Origin of the sequence: uncultured Psychrobacillus sp., assembly GCF_938022135.1 — a bacterium.
Taxonomy (GTDB): Bacteria; Bacillota; Bacilli; order Bacillales_A; family Planococcaceae; genus Psychrobacillus.
The window spans coordinates 41,938-59,278 of sequence record NZ_CALIED010000044.1 but is presented as its reverse complement, the minus strand read 5'-3'; the positions used below and the strand labels follow the sequence as shown (position 1 = coordinate 59,278).

Sequence of the window (17,341 nt, the reverse complement as noted above, 5' to 3'; positions counted from 1 at the left end):
TGCGGGAAATGAAGAAAGTGTTGCGCGAATCAGGGAAGTGTTGCAGAAATGGGGCAAAGTGTTGCGCAAACGTAAGTAAGTGTTGCTGAAAAAAAGATCTACTGGCAAGTAGGAGGACTGTTACGTAGAAGTAAAGTAATTGCAGTGTTACTTAATAGGAAAAATTTTTTTTTGATTCCCCTCTTCTTTTACCAAATCCCCACCCATATGCCTCTCACAATCATGTTATGTATAAACAAATTTTAAAATAATTTTTCCTTATACAAAATGCGATATATCGCTATTGTAAGCGATTACAATATAAATGAATATTCAAAACTAACAGAAAATTTGAAGAAATACGGTTGACTCTAAGTTTTATAGGGGTTATGATATCTTCAATATATTAAATATTGCAAGAAAATTCACAAAGTAAGTTAAACAGGTATTTACGAATTTTGCACAGGCAAACGCGTTGAAGCGGTAAAGTATAGGGGCGATAAAATATGAGAAGTGACATGATTAAAAAGGGTGTAGATCGAGCCCCACATCGTAGCTTACTTTACGCTACTGGGGTAAAAACAAGAGACTTGGATAAGCCGTTTATCGGTGTCTGTAACTCGTATATCGATATTATTCCTGGCCATATGCATCTAAATAAGTTTGCAGAGGTTGTAAAGGATGCCATTCGAGAGGCGGGAGGTATTCCATTCGAATTCAACACGATTGGTGTAGATGATGGGATCGCAATGGGGCACATTGGAATGCGATATTCGCTTCCAAGTCGAGAGCTAATAGCCGATTCAGCAGAAACGGTTATCAATGCCCACTGGTTTGACGGAGTCTTTTATATTCCGAACTGTGACAAGATAACTCCAGGAATGCTAATGGCAGCTGTAAGAACGAATGTCCCATCGGTTTTCGTGTCAGGCGGACCAATGGAGGCGGGAGTTTCTGCAGATGGTAAGCAGCTTTCCCTTACTTCCGTTTTTGAAGGGGTCGGATCGTATAAGTCGGGGTCGATGACTGCTGAACAGCTGTTAGACATCGAACAAAACGCTTGTCCGACCTGTGGCTCATGCTCCGGGATGTTCACGGCAAACTCCATGAACTCTTTAATGGAAATGCTAGGTGTTACGCTACCGGGCAATGGAACGATTGTTGCTACTTCGGATGAGCGACATCAGCTCATTAAAGAAGCTGCCAAACATCTTGTCCGGATGGTCAAGGAGGATGTGAAGCCTCGAGACTTGATTACAAAAGAAACGATCGATGATGCATTTGCACTTGATATGGCAATGGGCGGATCGACAAATACAGTGTTACATACGTTAGCAATCGCTCACGAGGCAGAAATCGAGTATAACGTAAGTGAAATAAATGAAGTAGCTAAGCGAATTCCATATTTATCGAAAATCATGCCGGCATCTGATTACTCCATGCATGATGTCCACTTAGCTGGAGGAGTCAGCGCGATTATAAAAGAGCTATGTGAAATACCTGGAGCGGTTCACCCAGATCGACTAACGATTACTGGTAAGTCACTCTACGAAAATGTAAAAGATTGCGAGATTAAGAATGAACAGGTGATTCGAAGAAAAGAAAATCCTTATAGTCCAGTAGGCGGTCTATCTGTCTTATTTGGAAACATTGCCCCAGAGGGTGGTGTCATCAAGGTTGGTGCTGTCGATCCTTCTATAAAGGAGTTTACAGGCGAGGCAATCGTCTTTGATTCGCAGGAGGCTTCACAAGAAGCTATTGATAATGGAACTGTCAGAGAAGGTCACGTAGTCGTTATTCGCTACGAGGGTCCAAGAGGTGGTCCAGGAATGCCAGAAATGCTGGCACCGACATCTGCGATTCAAGGTCGTGGATTAGGAACAAAGGTGGCACTGATTACAGATGGAAGGTTCTCAGGTGCTTCCCGAGGAATTTCTATCGGGCATATCTCTCCAGAGGCTGCTGACGGAGGACCGATTGCTTTAGTAGAAAATGGCGACATAATCGCGATTGATCTTATTAATAGAACGATAGAGTTACAGGTGAGTGAGGAAGAGCTCGTTAGAAGAAGAGCAGATTTACAACCATTTGAACCAAAGATTAAAAAAGGATATTTAGCAAGGTATTCCAAGCTCGTTACATCTGCAAGTACAGGTGGCGTGATGAAAATATAAATATTGCTGTAAATCTATGATGAGGCAAAAGTTAAAGGAATTTTGTATTCACAGAGAGCCGGTAGTGCTGGGAGCCGGCAATACAACCTTTAGCGACATCCCCTCGGAGTGAGGTGTTGAACGGGATTATCCCTTTTAGATACTTCCGGGTGTAGTAATAAGCTACTCTCGTTAAAAATGGACGTTCGATGCTATGTCGTTTGTCTGCGAGGTAGCGGTTGCGCTACGAATTAGGGTGGTACCATGAAAAGAATTTCATCCCTATACAAAAGAACGATGGTTTCTTTGTGTGGGAGGAAATTCTTTTCTTTTTTATTAGATAAAAACTGGACGATTTGAGGAAGAGGAGGAATGATGATGAAGTTAACTGTAGAAGCGGAGCAATTGTTAGAGGAGCCGGCGACCAGTATAGCTGTCCCGGAAAAGAATGGTGCAGACGTGTTTATCGAGACGCTAAAAAGGCACCAGGTGGAAGTAGTATTTGGATATCCAGGTGGTGCAGTCTTACCGATTTATGATGCACTGCATAAAAACCCGATTAAGCATATTCTTGCCCGTCATGAGCAAGGAGCAATACATGCAGCAGAAGGATATGCACGAGTGTCTGGGAAAGTCGGAGTGGTGATTGCAACATCGGGCCCTGGTGCTACAAATGTGGTGACGGGGATTGCAGATGCAATGATGGATTCGATTCCATTAGTCGTATTTACTGGCCAGGTCGCCACAACCGTTATCGGAACAGATGCCTTCCAGGAGGCAGACATCATTGGAATCACACAGCCAATTACGAAGCACAATTACCAAGTAAAGGATGTAGCAGATTTCCCAAGAATTATGAACGAAGCATTTCACATTGCTTCCACAGGTCGTCCAGGACCAGTAGTCGTCGATATACCTAAAAATATAGCAACAGGTATTTTCACCCCAAGGGAAGGGGAAACGGAAGCAGTTAATTTACCAGGCTATCAGCCAACTACTACGCCGAACTTCCTGCAAATTCAGAAGGCGGCTCAGGCAATCTCTACAGCAAAGCAACCATTAATATTAGCGGGAGCAGGAGTTTTGTTTGCAAACGCCTCAGAACAACTAAAGGAGCTAGCAGAAAAATACCAAATACCGATTACAAATACGCTACTAGGGCTAGGTAGTATCGAGGGAACACATCCTTTGTTTCTAGGAATGGCCGGTATGCACGGGACATACACAGCGAATATGGCCATCCAAACATGCGACCTACTCATTAATATAGGAGCAAGATTCGATGACCGCTTAACAGGGAATCTAAATTACTTTGCTCCAAACGCGAAAGTAATTCATATCGATATTGATCCAGCGGAAATCGGTAAAAACGTACCAACCGAAATACCGATTGTTGCGGACGCAAAAGAGGCATTAGAGGCCCTACTCCATCAAAATGCACCAAATGGCAACACAGCAGCTTGGCTAGAGAGCTTAAAGGTCAATCAAGAGCAATACCCATTACATTATGATGCAAGTGGAGATAGGGGGCTGCTTCCTCAGCAGGTTTTAGAACTAGTGCAGGAATACACAAATGGAGAGGCAGTTGTGACAACAGATGTAGGCCAGCACCAAATGTGGACGGCACAGTATTACAAGTTCAGTCATCCCCATAACTGGGTTACATCTGGTGGTTTAGGTACGATGGGATTTGGATTCCCAGCAGCGATTGGAGCTCAAATAGCTAAGCCGGATGCAAAGGTAGTATCCATCGTTGGAGATGCTGGATTCCAAATGACACTTCAGGAGCTCTCCTTACTCCAAGAAATGCGTATACCGGTAAAGGTCATTATTTTAAACAATCAGGCACTCGGTATGGTTCGTCAGTGGCAGGAAACTTTCCACGGAGAACGTTATTCTCAATCCTTAATACCGGTACAGCCAGATTTTATCAAGCTGGCAGCTGCTTACGATATTAAGGGATATAAAATCGAGACATATGAAGAGGCAAAGGTGCAATTAAAAGAAGCACTCGAGTCGGATGAGCCAGTGCTGATTGATTGCCGAGTAGTCCAAAAGGAAAGTGTCCTTCCAATGGTTGTCCCGGGCACGGCATTACACGAAATGATTGGGGTGAAGCCAGAATGAAACGAATCATTACTGTCACGGTCATCAATCAAAGTGGAGTGCTTAATCGCGTGACTGGTCTCCTGATGAAGCGTCAATTCAATATTGAGAGCATCACAGTAGGTCACACCGAGCAGCCTCAAATTTCTAAAATGACCTTTGTCGTTAACGTAGAGGATGAACAGAAGCTTGAACAGCTGTTAAAGCAGCTCCAAAAACAAGTAGACGTGCTGAAGGTAAATGATATTACAGAAAAATCAATAGTAGTCAGGGAGCTCGCATTAGTAAAAGTAGTGTCTCCACCTTCTGTAAGAGCGGAGATCAATAGTTTAGTAGAGCCTTTCCGAGCTTCAACGATTGATACAGGAAAAAATGTTGTTACATTCCAGGTCACAGGTAATCCAGAAAAAATAGATGCGTTTATCGAGCTCGTCAAGCCTTATGGCATTAAAGAATTAACAAGAACTGGTGTTACTGCCTTTGTAAGAGAAACGCAAAAGGCCGCAAATGCACCTTATCTTTCTATATTGCAATAACAAAACAAACAATCTGAGGAGGAAATGAAAATGGCGAAAATGTATTATAACGGGGATATCAATGAAGGATCTTTAAAGGAAAAAACAATTGCAATCATCGGCTACGGATCACAAGGTCATGCACATGCACAAAACTTAAAGGATTCAGGCTTTAACGTGATTGTAGGAATTCGTGCTGGAAAATCTTTTGACCAGGCACAAGAAGATGGGCAAGAGGTTTACTCCGTGCAAGAGGCTGCAGAAAAAGCAGACGTAATCATGATTTTATTGCCAGATGAACGACAAAAAGCAGTTTATGAGGCAGAAATTGAAGCTGCTTTAACAGCGGGCAAGGCGTTAGTATTCGCCCACGGCTTTAATATTCACTTCGACCAAATCGTTCCTCCATCAGACGTGGATGTATTTTTAGTAGCTCCAAAAGGACCAGGGCATTTAGTTCGCCGTACATTTGAATCTGGAGCAGGCGTACCTGGCTTGTTCGCGGTATACCAAGATGCAACGGGTCAAGCAAAGGATTTAGCGTTGGCCTATGCAAAAGGGATTGGGGCGGCTCGTGCTGGAGTGTTAGAAACAACGTTTAAGGAAGAAACAGAAACAGATCTTTTCGGAGAGCAAGCAGTGCTTTGCGGTAGTACAACAGCAATCGTAAAAGCAGGCTTCGAAACATTAGTGGAGGCAGGCTATCAGCCAGAGCTTGCATACTTTGAAACGTTACATGAGTTGAAACTTATTGTTGACCTAATGTATGAGGGTGGAATGGCAACGATGCGCTCTTCCATTTCTGACACAGCGGAGTGGGGAGATTTCGTTTCCGGTCCACGCATCATTGATTCGTCAGTTAAAGACCGCATGAAGGATGTATTAACAGACATCCAAAACGGTAAGTTCGCGAAGGAATGGATTGAAGAAAATGAAACAGGCAGACCAAAATACAATGCCATCAAACAAGCAGAGGCAGAGCATCCAATCGAAACAGTAGGTGCACAGCTACGTGAAATGATGCCATTTATCAATGAAGGAAAAAAAGCGAAGAAGGAAGTGGTGACGAGTGGCCAAAATTGATATTTTCGACACGACACTAAGAGATGGGGAGCAGTCCGCTGGGATTAACTTAAACACTCAGGAAAAGCTAGAGATCGCTCGCCAGCTTGAGAAGTTCGGAGTTTCTATTATCGAGGCAGGTTTTCCTGCTTCGTCACCTGGTGATTTCAACGCAGTTCAGCAAATAGCGAACACCGTTAAAAATTCAGTCGTAACTGGTCTCGCTCGTTCGATTAAGAGCGATATCGAAACGTCCTGGGAGGCATTAAGAGGAGGGGTTCAGCCTCACCTTCATACATTTATCGCTACATCGCCAATCCATATGCAATACAAGCTCAACAAAACACCGGAGCAGGTTATAGAAATCGCAGTAGAGTCGGTGAAGCTAGCACGTAAATACTTTCCATTAGTGCAATGGTCTGCGGAGGATGCAACACGATCTGACAAGGATTTTCTAGTTCGTATTATCAATGAAGTCATTAAAGCCGGAGCTACAACGATCAATATCCCAGATACAGTGGGCTATGCCACACCGATTGAATATGGTGCTTTGTTTAGATATTTGTCCGAGAATGTAACTGGTATTGAGAAGGTTAAGCTTTCTGCCCATTGTCATGATGACCTCGGTCTTGCCGTTTCGAACACACTTGCAGCCATTGAAAATGGAGCGACACAGGTAGAGGGAACGATTAATGGAATCGGTGAACGTGCAGGAAACGCAGCATTAGAAGAGGTCGCAGTCGCATTGCATATTCGAAGCGATTATTACCAAGCGGAATCCGGCATTATCTTAAAGGAAACTAAGCGTACGAGTCAGCTAGTAAGTAAGCTTACGGGAGTCGTCATTCAGCCGAACAAGGCAGTCGTCGGAAAAAATGCCTTTGCTCATGAATCCGGCATTCATCAGGATGGGATGCTCAAAAACCCTGAAACGTATGAAATCATTACGCCAGAGCTAATTGGAGATGTCGCAACCGAGCTAGTGCTTGGTAAGCATTCCGGTCGTCACGCATTCTTTAGTCGTGCAGTGCAAATGGGCTTCCAGCTAAGCGATGAAAAGCTAAATGCAGCCTTTACAGCATTTAAGAAGCTAGCGGATCGTAAAAAGGAAATATCCGATGAGGATCTATTTGTTTTATTGACAGATCAGCAAGTAAGCAGTGGGGAAGTTGAGGTTTACGAATTAGAGGAACTAGTTATTAACTACGAAAACAATGTACCGACTGCATCCATCACAGTGAAGATGCCAATTGGTGAGAGTAGGACCGCAAAAGGCAACGGCTCTGGTGCGGTAGAGGCCATCTTTAACACATTAGAAAATCTAGTAAATGGAGAGGTAAGAATTTTGGATTATCGGGTTTCCTCAGTTTCAAAAGGGCGAGATGCTCTAGGTGAGGCAGTGATCAATCTATCGTACAACGGAGCAACCTCTTCCGGAAGAAATGCATCGCAGGATGTACTAAAGGCATCTGCAAGAGCGTATATCAATGCAGTCAACCGACAACTAATGAATGCACATTTTAAAGAGCGTGTAGCAGTCATTCAATAAATAAAACAATGGGAGTGAATGGGATGGAAAAAACAATAACGGTATTACCTGGTGATGGAATCGGTCCTGAAGTAACGGAGGCAGCGGTAAAGGTGCTTCAAACAATTGCAAAGCGATATAATCATACATTTAATCTGCAATTTGCGTTAATCGGCGGAGCAGCAATTGATGCTTGTCAAAATCCACTGCCAGAAGAAACGATCAGCTTGTGCAGTGATAGTGATGCCATCCTGTTAGGTGCGGTAGGTGGACCTAAATGGGATCAAAACCCATCTCATTTACGCCCTGAAAAAGGTTTATTGGCAATTCGCAAGCACTTCGGACTTTATGCGAATATTCGTCCAGTGAAGGCTATTCCAGCTCTACTAGAATCTTCTCCACTTAAAAAGGAAATCGCAGAAAATGTTGACATGGTAATAGTTCGAGAGCTGACAGGCGGCTTGTATTTTGCAGAGCCTCGCAAGAAAACAAATGATTACGCATTGGACACTCTAGTCTATACTCGCAATGAAATCGAGCGAATTGTAGACACCGCATTCCAGCTAGCTCGGAGCCGCAGAGGTAAGCTAGCCTCTGTAGATAAAGCGAATGTGTTAGATTCCAGTAAGCTTTGGCGAGAAATTGTAGAAGAGAAAAAACAAGGCTATCCGGACGTAGAAGTAGAGCATATGCTAGTCGATTCAACAGCGATGAAGCTAATCACTAAGCCAGGTGCTTTTGATGTCATCGTAACGGAAAACATGTTTGGTGATATTTTAAGCGATGAAGCGTCTGTGATCACGGGCTCACTAGGAATGCTACCATCTGCTAGTACCCGGGGTGACGGCTTCGGACTTTATGAACCGGTCCATGGCTCTGCACCAGATATTGCAGGTCAAAACAAAGCGAACCCTGCTGCATGCATTCTATCTGCTGCCATGATGATCCGCGAGGCTTTCCAAATGGAAACAGAGGCTGCAGCCATCGAAGAAGCGGTATTTAATGTACTAAACGATGGTTACTTTACAGGAGACTTGCAGACGAACGGGAAGCGAGTTCTATCCACAAGTGAATGGACTGACAAGGTGTTAGATGAATTAGATTCAGAATTTGTTTCAGAAAGCATTATGTATTCATACGTATAAAAGGAGAGGGACTACATGGCAAAAACGATTATCGAGAAAATTTGGGATGAACATATTGTATACGAGGAAGTGGGGAAACCAGACCTTCTCTATATCGACCTTCATTTGCTTCACGAGGTAACGTCTCCCCAGGCGTTTGAGGGCTTACGCTTAAATAATCGTAAAGTACGCCGCCCAGACCTTTGCTTCGCAACGATGGATCATAATGTGCCAACAAGAAATCAAAAAGAAATTAAAGATGAAATTGCTCGTAAACAAATTAACACGTTACAGCAAAACTGTGATGAGTTCGGAGTTCCTTTAGCAAATATCGGACATCCAGACCAAGGAATTGTTCACATTATTGGGCCAGAGCTAGGCTTAACGCAGCCCGGTAAAACAATTGTGTGTGGAGATAGTCATACCTCCACACACGGTGCCTTTGGTGCCATCGCATTTGGTATCGGTACAAGTGAGGTAGAGCATGTTTTATCGACTCAAACTCTCTGGCAGGCTAAACCAAAAACGATGCAAATTAAAGTGAATGGTGAGCTAGGCATAGGAGTAACAGCGAAAGATATTATCCTAGCGATCATCGCCAAGTTCGGAATTGATATGGGAACTGGCTACATCGTGGAATATACCGGAGAAGCTATTCGGAAGCTTACGATGGAGGAGCGCATGACCATCTGTAATATGTCGATTGAAGCAGGAGCGAGAGCAGGTTTGATTAGCCCAGACGAGACAACAGTCGAGTTTTTACGAGGCAGAGAATACGTCCCAACAGGTGAAGCATTTGAACAGGAAGCATCACGTTGGCTAGCCTTGGCGTCTGATCCAGAAGCTACTTACGACAAAACGGTGGAAATCAATGCAGAGGAAATCGAGCCGTTTGTCACTTGGGGAACAAACCCTTCGATGGGATCTGGAGTGTCCCAAAGTATTCCGTATAAAACAGATTTCCAAGAGGCTTCCGATCAGCAGGCACATGAAAAAGCACTTACGTACATGGGACTGCAGGAAGGTATGCCATTGACGGACATTCAAATTAGTAATGTCTTTATCGGTTCTTGTACGAACGCTCGCTTAAGCGATCTGCGCAACGCAGCTAAAATAATTGAGGGGCGCACGGTTCATCCAAACGTCACAGCTATTGTAGTACCAGGCTCGCAAACCGTGAAGAAACAAGCAGAAGAGGAAGGCATCGACCAAATCTTCAAGGCAGCAGGCTTCGAATGGCGAGAATCTGGCTGCAGTATGTGTCTAGCTATGAATGATGACATTGTTCCCGCTGGAGAGCATTGTGCATCCACATCTAATCGTAATTTTGAAGGCCGTCAAGGAGCAGGAGCGCGAACTCATCTCATGAGTCCTGCTATGGCAGCTGCTGCAGCTATCGAGGGACATATTGTAGACGTTCGGAAATTTCAACTAGTGCCTGCATAAGGAGGAAAAAACATGGAGCCCATCAATGAAATCAATAGTATCGTTACACCTTTAAATAGAAAAAACGTTGACACAGACCAAATTATTTCCAAAGAGTTTCTTAAAAGAATCGAGCGCACAGGATTCGGAAAATATCTTTTCTACCATTGGCGCTTCGATGCAGAAGGAAACGAACGTCCAGATTTTATCCTAAATGACGAGCGTTATAAGGAATCCACTATTCTAGTAGCTCATGAAAACTTTGGCTGCGGCTCCTCACGTGAGCATGCCCCATGGGCGATCCTGGACTACGGCTTCCGTGTCGTCATCGCACCAAGCTTTGCAGATATTTTCTACAACAATTGCATGAAAAACGGCATTCTTCCTATTAAATTAACTGTAGAGGAAGTAGAAGCCATCTTAAGTAAAGAAAATTATTCAATAGAAGTAAATCTAGAGGAGCAAACAATAGTGGGTGAGGATGGAGTCTCGTATTCATTCCCAATCGACCCTTACCAAAAGAAGATGCTTTTAAACGGTTGGGATGAAATCTCGCTAACTTTCCAATACGAAGACCAAATTAAAGCGTATGAGGAAAAGAAGTTTGCCACTGTATAAATAGAAAGCCACTAATCGAAGCGGATTAGTGGCTTTTATAGTGTAAAGGACTAGGTACAGACTTGAGAAAGGAAAGAATGCATTGTCAAAGTAATGGCAGTAGAAATATATAACGTTTGAAGAGAGATATAACCGTTCTCGGAAATTTATGACCGTTCGGCGAAGATTTATAACCGTTCACAGAAATATATGACCGGTAAGGAAGATACGAGCAGTATAACATGGAGATCAATCTCCAAAACTAATATCAGTGCAATGTTTTCCTACAATAAAGAGTAGTTGACTTTAGTAGGTAATTAAAATATAATTACTTACGAAAAGTAACTTAAAAAGAGGAGCAAATAAATTATGAAATTTCACCAAAAACCTTCTACATATGTCGAGCTTGTCGAGTTAAAGGTAACTGACCTAGAGCAATCACTTAAATTTTACGAGGAAGTAATCGGCTTTAAAGTATTAGATAGACAAGCAAGCAAAATTTGGCTAACAGCTGACGGGAAAACTGCTCTTTTATCCATTGAACAACCAGAAAAAGTAGTGCCAAAAGAGCCTAAAACAACAGGGCTTTATCATTTCGCACTACTATTACCAAATCGTAAAGATTTAGGAGCTATTTTAAGATTCTTTGCTGAAAATGGTATTCGTATTGGAGCGGGGGATCATCTTGTTAGTGAAGCGCTGTATTTAAATGATCCAGATGGAAATGGGATTGAGATTTATAGTGATCGACCAGAAACAGAGTGGAAATGGGAAAAAGGTGCTGTTGCTATGGACACTTTAGGAATCGATGCACCAGCTATTTTAGCAGCAGGTGCCAACACGGAATGGAATGGATTGCCCGAAGGAACTGTAATGGGTCATATACATTTACAGGTAGTTGATATAGAAGATGCAAAAGAATTTTATGAGTTATTGGGGTTTGAAGTAGTTACTCCTTATCCTGGCGCTTTATTTATGTCTACTGGAAAGTACCATCACCACATCGGCTTGAACACTTGGGCGGGAGCAGGTGCACAACCAGCCTCAGAAAACATGACTGGATTAGAGGCATTTAATATTATTTATCCTTCTATAGAAGCAAGAGAGACAGCGGTAAAAAATTTGCGTGAACAAAACATTTCTGTTCTTGAAGAAAACGAAATTTTTTATACGAAAGATCCATCAGAAAACAAAATTAAAATGGTAGTAAAATAAAGCTTAGTTAAAAACTAGGGTTGATTTATGTTGCAAATAGTAAGATTGATTTCCGCGCCAGCCGGACGCTTTCCGCGGGGTGAGCGATAAGCCACCACCCATCGCTTGCACGCATGGTTGTGATGTCTTATCTGTCTCCCTCATCCCGCAGGAGTCGCCGTCTGGTGCTCCAATCAATAAATGGAGAACAGCTTTAATTCGTCGGTAAAAAGCATATAGATATTCTTTCTAAACAAAGCTGCAAAACTGCCAGCCACTTTTAAAAAATGCTTAGTCAAAAATCAACCATTAACTTCAACATAACCTAAATAAGCCAATGCCTCCAATTAGTAGTTGGGGGCATTTTTCTTTATGTCCCAAATGCAATAAAAAAAGACTGGAACAACATCCAGTCTTCTTCCTCATTTTATAATGCCTTCAACATTCCACCATCAATTACTAGGCTTTGACCTGTCATATAAGTATTTGCCTCAGAGCATAAAAAGGTAATGACCTTGGCAAATTCAGCAGGCTCTCCATATCTGCCCATTGGAATGATTTGTTTAAACCCTTCTCGAACATCTTCTACGGTTATATCACGCTTTTTAGCTGCAATTTCATCTAGCTCTGTTACGCGATCTGTTTGAATGCGCCCTGGTCCAACGGTATTAATCAAAATATTATCCTTGCCATATTCTCTTGCAATACTTTTCGACAAACCAACCATACCCAATCGGAAGGTATTCGACAAAATTAGACCATCTAATACTTCTTTAGTAGAAGACGAAGAAATGTTTACTATTCTGCCGAATTTTTGTGCTTGCATGAATGGAATAGCTTGTCGAATGGTACGTATATAGCTAAGCAGATTTTTTTCAAATGCTTCCATCCAGTCTTGATCGGTTACTTGCCCGAATCCTCCTGGAGATGGGCCACCAGCATTATTGACTAAAATGTCTACTCCACCAAGCTTAGTTTCTGCTTCTTTAAATAATTGAGCAATATCCTCTTCCTTCGTAACGTCACAAACAGTGTAGAAGATATCTGGATTGGAGCTATGTTGTTTAATGTCCTCCATGGTTACCTTTAATTCTTCTGCATTGCGACTAGAGATAAGCACCTTTGCTCCTTCTTGTGCAAACTGTAAAGCAGTTGCTTTTCCTAAGCCCTTACTTGATGCCGTTACTATAACACGTTTATTTTGGAGTCCTAAGTCCATTTAAGCACTCAACCCTTTCTTTTCTTATTTATAAGAATATATTACATTTAATATTCAGATTTGTCAGTGTAAATGATTATCTTCGATTTGATCGTCAATATTTAATTAAACAGTAGCCCTCCAAAGAGCGATTTATACGCTGTTTTTAATTTGTTAAATATTTTATTTCTACTACTTTATAACTACCTATTTTTTTAGTATGCAGAGATAGATAAAATTATTCGTTTTGTCCTAAAAACAGATTAAGAGAAGATTTCACAGATTTTACATCTATATTTAGCGTAGAAACCATCGACAATTGTCGATGGTTTTTTGTTGAAAACCTTATGTATCAAGGGTTGTCCCAAATTTAACAGGAAATTTCCTTGATTACATTAGACGTCTTTTGTAATGAAAATGTTACATAACTGTAAAATAAAAAAGGTTTAAAGAGTGATAAGATGAATATAGTTAAGTTTTCAGAAAATTTATGACGTCGGAGGAACTACATGAACTTGAAGTCTATATCGCAAAAAGTCATTGGTATAATTATTTTATCTATGCTTTTAGTCACAATTCCATATGCAGCTAATACTGAAGCTTCTAGCTCAATAGATTCATCTGAATTAGTATCCACTGCTAAAAACTTAATAGGCATTAAATATCGCGGAGGCGGCACTACTACTGCTGGATTTGATTGTTCAGGGTTTGTAGGCTACGTATTTGATGATTTAGGAGTTAATCTTCCAAGATCATCCGCAGGTATGTATGCAAAAGGATCAAAAGTAGAAAAGGACGATCTTTCATCAGGGGATTTAGTTTTCTTTAATACATCTGGTAAAGGCGTATCGCATGTTGGCATCTACATTGGAGACGGGAAATTTATTCACTCTTCAAGCTCAAAAGGTGTAAAGGTAGATAAGCTAAGCGATCCATACTATTGGGGCAAACGTTTTGTCGGAGCTAAACGAGTAGCAGATGTAACGATGACTGCAAATAAATAAACATATAACAAGGTACCTTATCGGATTAGTCGGTAAGGTATTTTTTTATAGCTTCATATAATAATAGTTTTAATCGTACTAGGATGGTTTGCATTTAAAACTCCAATAAAAGGGGAATTATAGTAAAGTGTTTAAAATACATAATTAGGGTATAAAAGTAATAGCAACATTATTTTCATATACCTCTAGCAGTCGAATAATTTCTTGTAAATAAATTCTTTATTAGGCATAATGAAGAAAAAAATATAAGGTTATTATTGGCTCTTGTGGGAGGACATAGTATGCAATATAAAAGAAATGAATATTTTCGTTACACATTTGGTGAACCTACTGAAGCAACTTTTCGTCTAATAAAAGACTCGGGAGGTGACCAGCCTGCTGAATTCTCTAATAAGGGGAACTGTCAAATCGTAGATATAAGCCCAAATGGCTTGCGAATGGTCACAGAGCTATCCATTACTATCGAGCTAATAAAGCAAATCGAGATAAGTTTTACTATTGATGAGACCCCGCTAGATATGATAGGTGAGCTTGTTTGGTGTAAGAAGAGTGTCCATGGTTTCTTCGAATACGGAGTACGATTAGATGGGGATCATGACAAGGAGCAAAGAATTGTTAATGAACTGAAAGCTCGCCGGCGAAAAGAAGTGGAAAACAAACCCAAAGTTGTGACAAGATTCGACAAAAAATAATTATTTTATTTCTTAAAAAGAAGGATATTAAATAGGGATTGTAGAAATATTATATAGAGTTAAATTAAAGGAGGAGTTTACATGCTAAACTTTAACATTCGTGGAGAAAACCTTGAGGTGACTCCTGCAATTCGTGATTACGTTGAGGGTAAGATCGAAAAAGTTGGTCGATACTTCAACGAAGAAATTCAAGCGACTGCAAATGTCAACTTAAAGGTATACAATGACAAACAAACTAAGGTCGAAGTGACAATCCCAATGAAGAATTTAACTTTAAGAGCGGAAGAACGTCATACTGATATGTATGCCGCTATTGATTTAATAGTAGATAAATTAGAACGTCAAATTCGTAAATATAAAACAAAAGTAAATCGTAAAAGCCGTGAGCGTGAAGGGGTTGGAGCTTACTTCGCTGCAATCGATCCGCCTGATGCACCAGTTTCAAATTTAGAAGAAGACGAATACAATATCGTCCGTACTAAACAATTTGATTTAAAACCAATGGATCAAGAAGAAGCAGTTTTACAAATGAATATGCTTGGTCACAACTTCTTCATCTTTACTGATGCTGACTCAATGGGTACTCATATTGTGTATAAGCGTAGAGATGGGAAATACGGTTTAATCGAAACAAACTAAATACATCAATGAAGCTTTCTGTGCCACATATGAATGTTCTATAGGGCATCGACAAAAAGCGACAAAGCTCTTCTCGTTACTTGAGAAGAGCTTTTAATATTGGTTAGGAAGTGTATCTGTGGATAAATTGATGTCTAGCTCCATCGCCTTGTCCCTCGATAAAAGCTGCTCCTGCGCAAGCTCTTCGCAAACAAGAGCGTTTGCGGTGGCTGAAGAACTGCCTCCTCGCTTTTTCCCATTTGCCTGTCGGGGCAGACATAGGCGGTTACGCTTTTCTTGATGTCTAGCTCCATCGCCTTGCCCCTCGGGGTCAAATGGGTAAAAGCTCCGGTGGCTGAAGAGCTGCCTCCTCGCTTTTCTCCATTTGCCTGTCGGGGCAGAGACAGGCGATTGTGCTTTTCTAATTATAAATTTCAGTGAGGTCTTGATTATATGGAACATTTATTACAGCATTTTAGGAAAGAAGAGCAACCTTTTATCGAGCAAACGGTTAGTATGATGAGAGAGGTTGAGGATCGTTATGCGCCAAAGCTAACGGATTTCTTAGACCCAAGACAACAATTTATCGTGGAGTCTATACGTGGGCAATATGAAATAATTGAGTCTAGCTCTGCTGGTGCTTTAGAGGACGCGGAGAGAAAAAGGATACTACTTTATCCCTCGTATTTCGAACCAGCGGAATCTGATTATAATATGACCGTAGTGGAAGTAAAATATCCACAAAAATTTGTAACATTAAAGCATCAAGATGTACTCGGTTCGATGATGTCCTTAGGGATTGATCGAAGTAAGTTTGGTGATATTCGTGTGGAGGAAGGATCTATTCAGTTTGTAGTTGCTACAGAGGTTCTTGACTACGTTAGAGCAAATTTCGTCAGTATTGGTAAGGTTAAAGTTCATATGGAAGTAGTAGAAGATCCGGCTAATTATTTTAGACAGCAAGAAATATGGACTTCTGAAAATCATACGGTTAGCTCTTTAAGGCTGGATACAGTTATCTCATCTATTTTCAATATTTCTCGGCAAAAATCTGCTTCTATCATTCAAGGTGGAAAAGTAAAGGTCAATTTCACTGTAAAAGAACAAACATCCTTAGAGTTACAGGAGTTAGATCTCATCTCTGTAAGAGGATTTGGTCGATTAAAGTTATTGATGATTGAAGGAAGAACAAAAAAAGACAAAATTAGACTGCAAATTGGTAGATTAGAGCCAAAAAAGTGATTTCCTTAAATTAAATTTGAAATTTAGATGTTTTCAACCTGCCGGAAATGTATAATAGAGGGAAGAAGATTAGTATGTAAAGGAGATGGATAGGATGCCACTAACACCACTTGATATACATAACAAAGAGTTCAGTAAAGGATTCAGAGGTTATAACGAAGATGAAGTAAACGAATTTCTGGATCAAATCATGAAAGACTTAGAGATACTCATCAAAGAAAAAAAAGAGTTAGAGCTTAAATTGAAGTCATCTAGTGAAAAGGTTGGCCATTTCACCACTATAGAAGAAACCTTACATAAATCCATAGTTGTTGCCCAAGAGGCTGCTGAGGAAGTAAGACGAAACTCTCAAAAAGAAGCAAAGCTTATTGTAAAAGAGGCAGAAAAAAATGCAGACCGTATTGTCAATGAAGCTCTATCTAAAGCTCGGAGAATTGCTTTAGAAATAGAGGAATTGAAGAAACAGTCTAAAGTGTTTAGAAATCGCTTTAAAATGCTAGTAGAGGCTCAATTAGATCTTATTAATACAGACGATTGGAATCATTTGATGGAGTATGATGTAGATTCTACTGCTGTCGATCGTATTTCTGCTACAGAGGAATAAGAGATTTCTTGACGGCTGGCCGTACATTTCCTATAATAATTTCATATCATATATACATGCATTGAAAAAGACGTCTAAAAATGATTTCAGTCAAGCGACTTGGGGATGGTGGAAGCTCAAGCAATGAAGCGTTTTAGAAGATCACTTTGGAGCAAGGACACTGAATTTTTAAGTGTCTTCGGATATGTCCCGTTATGACATACTAAGCGGCGATTACTTTTGGTAATCGCAAGTAGGGTGGTACCGCGAGCATAACTTCTCGTCCCTTTTTGGGATGAGGGGTTTTTTTATTTGTAAATA

The 17,341-nt window shown here is 41.0% G+C and carries 16 protein-coding genes and 2 other annotated features; of the genes, 14 read left to right on the top strand and 2 right to left on the bottom strand.

The window, feature by feature from the left end; all coding sequences use genetic code 11:
* Positions 1-485: 485 nt before the first annotated feature.
* The 9 genes from ilvD (at position 486) to Q0371_RS09640 (ending at position 11,704) form a co-directional block, all read left to right on the top strand.
* Positions 486-2,153 (top strand): dihydroxy-acid dehydratase, encoded by a 1,668-nt coding sequence (ilvD, locus tag Q0371_RS09680; protein WP_298470677.1) that lies wholly within the window; start codon positions 486-488, stop codon positions 2,151-2,153.
* A gap of 7 nt (positions 2,154-2,160) precedes the next feature.
* Positions 2,161-2,419 (top strand) — a binding site (T-box leader).
* 85 nt (positions 2,420-2,504) lie between these two features.
* Positions 2,505-4,259, top strand: a complete 1,755-nt coding sequence (ilvB, locus tag Q0371_RS09675) for a biosynthetic-type acetolactate synthase large subunit (RefSeq protein WP_298470675.1) — start codon at positions 2,505-2,507, stop codon at positions 4,257-4,259.
* Positions 4,256-4,774 carry an acetolactate synthase small subunit gene (gene ilvN, locus Q0371_RS09670; protein WP_169358835.1) on the top strand — a complete coding sequence of 173 codons (519 nt, stop codon included), beginning with the start codon at positions 4,256-4,258 and terminating at the stop codon, positions 4,772-4,774. Before ilvB ends, ilvN begins: the two co-directional genes overlap by 4 nt.
* 30 nt (positions 4,775-4,804) lie before the next feature.
* Positions 4,805-5,836, top strand: coding sequence for a ketol-acid reductoisomerase (gene ilvC, locus Q0371_RS09665; protein WP_298470672.1), 1,032 nt, complete (start codon positions 4,805-4,807; stop codon positions 5,834-5,836).
* Positions 5,823-7,364: a 2-isopropylmalate synthase gene (locus Q0371_RS09660; RefSeq protein WP_298470670.1), complete on the top strand. Its 1,542-nt coding sequence runs from the start codon at positions 5,823-5,825 to the stop codon at positions 7,362-7,364. The genes ilvC and Q0371_RS09660 overlap by 14 nt, the downstream gene beginning before the upstream one ends.
* Before the next feature lie 23 nt (positions 7,365-7,387).
* Positions 7,388-8,488 (top strand): 3-isopropylmalate dehydrogenase, encoded by a 1,101-nt coding sequence (leuB, locus tag Q0371_RS09655; RefSeq protein ID WP_298470668.1) that lies wholly within the window; start codon positions 7,388-7,390, stop codon positions 8,486-8,488.
* A 15-nt stretch (positions 8,489-8,503) separates the two neighbouring features.
* A complete protein-coding gene (gene leuC, locus Q0371_RS09650; protein WP_298470666.1) occupies positions 8,504-9,913 on the top strand; it encodes a 3-isopropylmalate dehydratase large subunit in 1,410 nt (469 codons plus the stop codon).
* A gap of 12 nt (positions 9,914-9,925) precedes the next feature.
* Positions 9,926-10,510 (top strand): 3-isopropylmalate dehydratase small subunit, encoded by a 585-nt coding sequence (leuD, locus tag Q0371_RS09645; protein ID WP_298470664.1) that lies wholly within the window; start codon positions 9,926-9,928, stop codon positions 10,508-10,510.
* Between the two features lie 348 nt (positions 10,511-10,858).
* Positions 10,859-11,704 (top strand): VOC family protein, encoded by an 846-nt coding sequence (locus Q0371_RS09640; protein ID WP_298470662.1) that lies wholly within the window; start codon positions 10,859-10,861, stop codon positions 11,702-11,704.
* A gap of 406 nt (positions 11,705-12,110) precedes the next feature.
* On the opposite strand, the gene Q0371_RS09635 is transcribed toward Q0371_RS09640, so the two are convergent.
* Entirely contained in the window at positions 12,111-12,902 is a 792-nt protein-coding gene (locus Q0371_RS09635) for an SDR family oxidoreductase (protein ID WP_298470660.1), read from the bottom strand.
* A 488-nt stretch (positions 12,903-13,390) separates the two neighbouring features.
* Here Q0371_RS09635 and Q0371_RS09630 point away from each other — a divergent pair, with 488 nt between their 5' ends.
* The 3 genes from Q0371_RS09630 to raiA all read left to right on the top strand — a co-directional run bounded on the left by Q0371_RS09630 (position 13,391) and on the right by raiA (position 15,216).
* Positions 13,391-13,885, top strand: coding sequence for a C40 family peptidase (locus Q0371_RS09630; RefSeq protein WP_169358843.1), 495 nt, complete (start codon positions 13,391-13,393; stop codon positions 13,883-13,885).
* Positions 13,886-14,166: 281 nt separating this feature from the next.
* Entirely contained in the window at positions 14,167-14,577 is a 411-nt protein-coding gene (locus tag Q0371_RS09625; protein WP_298470658.1) for a PilZ domain-containing protein, read from the top strand.
* 81 nt (positions 14,578-14,658) lie between these two features.
* Positions 14,659-15,216: a ribosome-associated translation inhibitor RaiA gene (gene raiA / locus Q0371_RS09620; protein WP_251552802.1), complete on the top strand. Its 558-nt coding sequence runs from the start codon at positions 14,659-14,661 to the stop codon at positions 15,214-15,216.
* 93 nt (positions 15,217-15,309) lie between these two features.
* On the opposite strand, the gene Q0371_RS09615 is transcribed toward raiA, so the two are convergent.
* Complete coding sequence (locus Q0371_RS09615; protein ID WP_298470655.1) at positions 15,310-15,657, bottom strand: hypothetical protein; 348 nt, start codon at positions 15,655-15,657, stop codon at positions 15,310-15,312.
* Between Q0371_RS09615 and Q0371_RS09610 the strand changes: the two genes are divergently transcribed.
* Positions 15,649-16,437, top strand: a complete 789-nt coding sequence (locus Q0371_RS09610) for a YlmH/Sll1252 family protein (protein WP_169361230.1) — start codon at positions 15,649-15,651, stop codon at positions 16,435-16,437. The genes Q0371_RS09615 and Q0371_RS09610 overlap by 9 nt on opposite strands.
* A 94-nt stretch (positions 16,438-16,531) precedes the next feature.
* Positions 16,532-17,041: a DivIVA domain-containing protein gene (locus Q0371_RS09605; protein ID WP_169361231.1), complete on the top strand. Its 510-nt coding sequence runs from the start codon at positions 16,532-16,534 to the stop codon at positions 17,039-17,041.
* Between the two features lie 52 nt (positions 17,042-17,093).
* Positions 17,094-17,311: a binding site (T-box leader), on the top strand.
* The last annotated feature ends 30 nt before the right edge of the window (positions 17,312-17,341 follow it).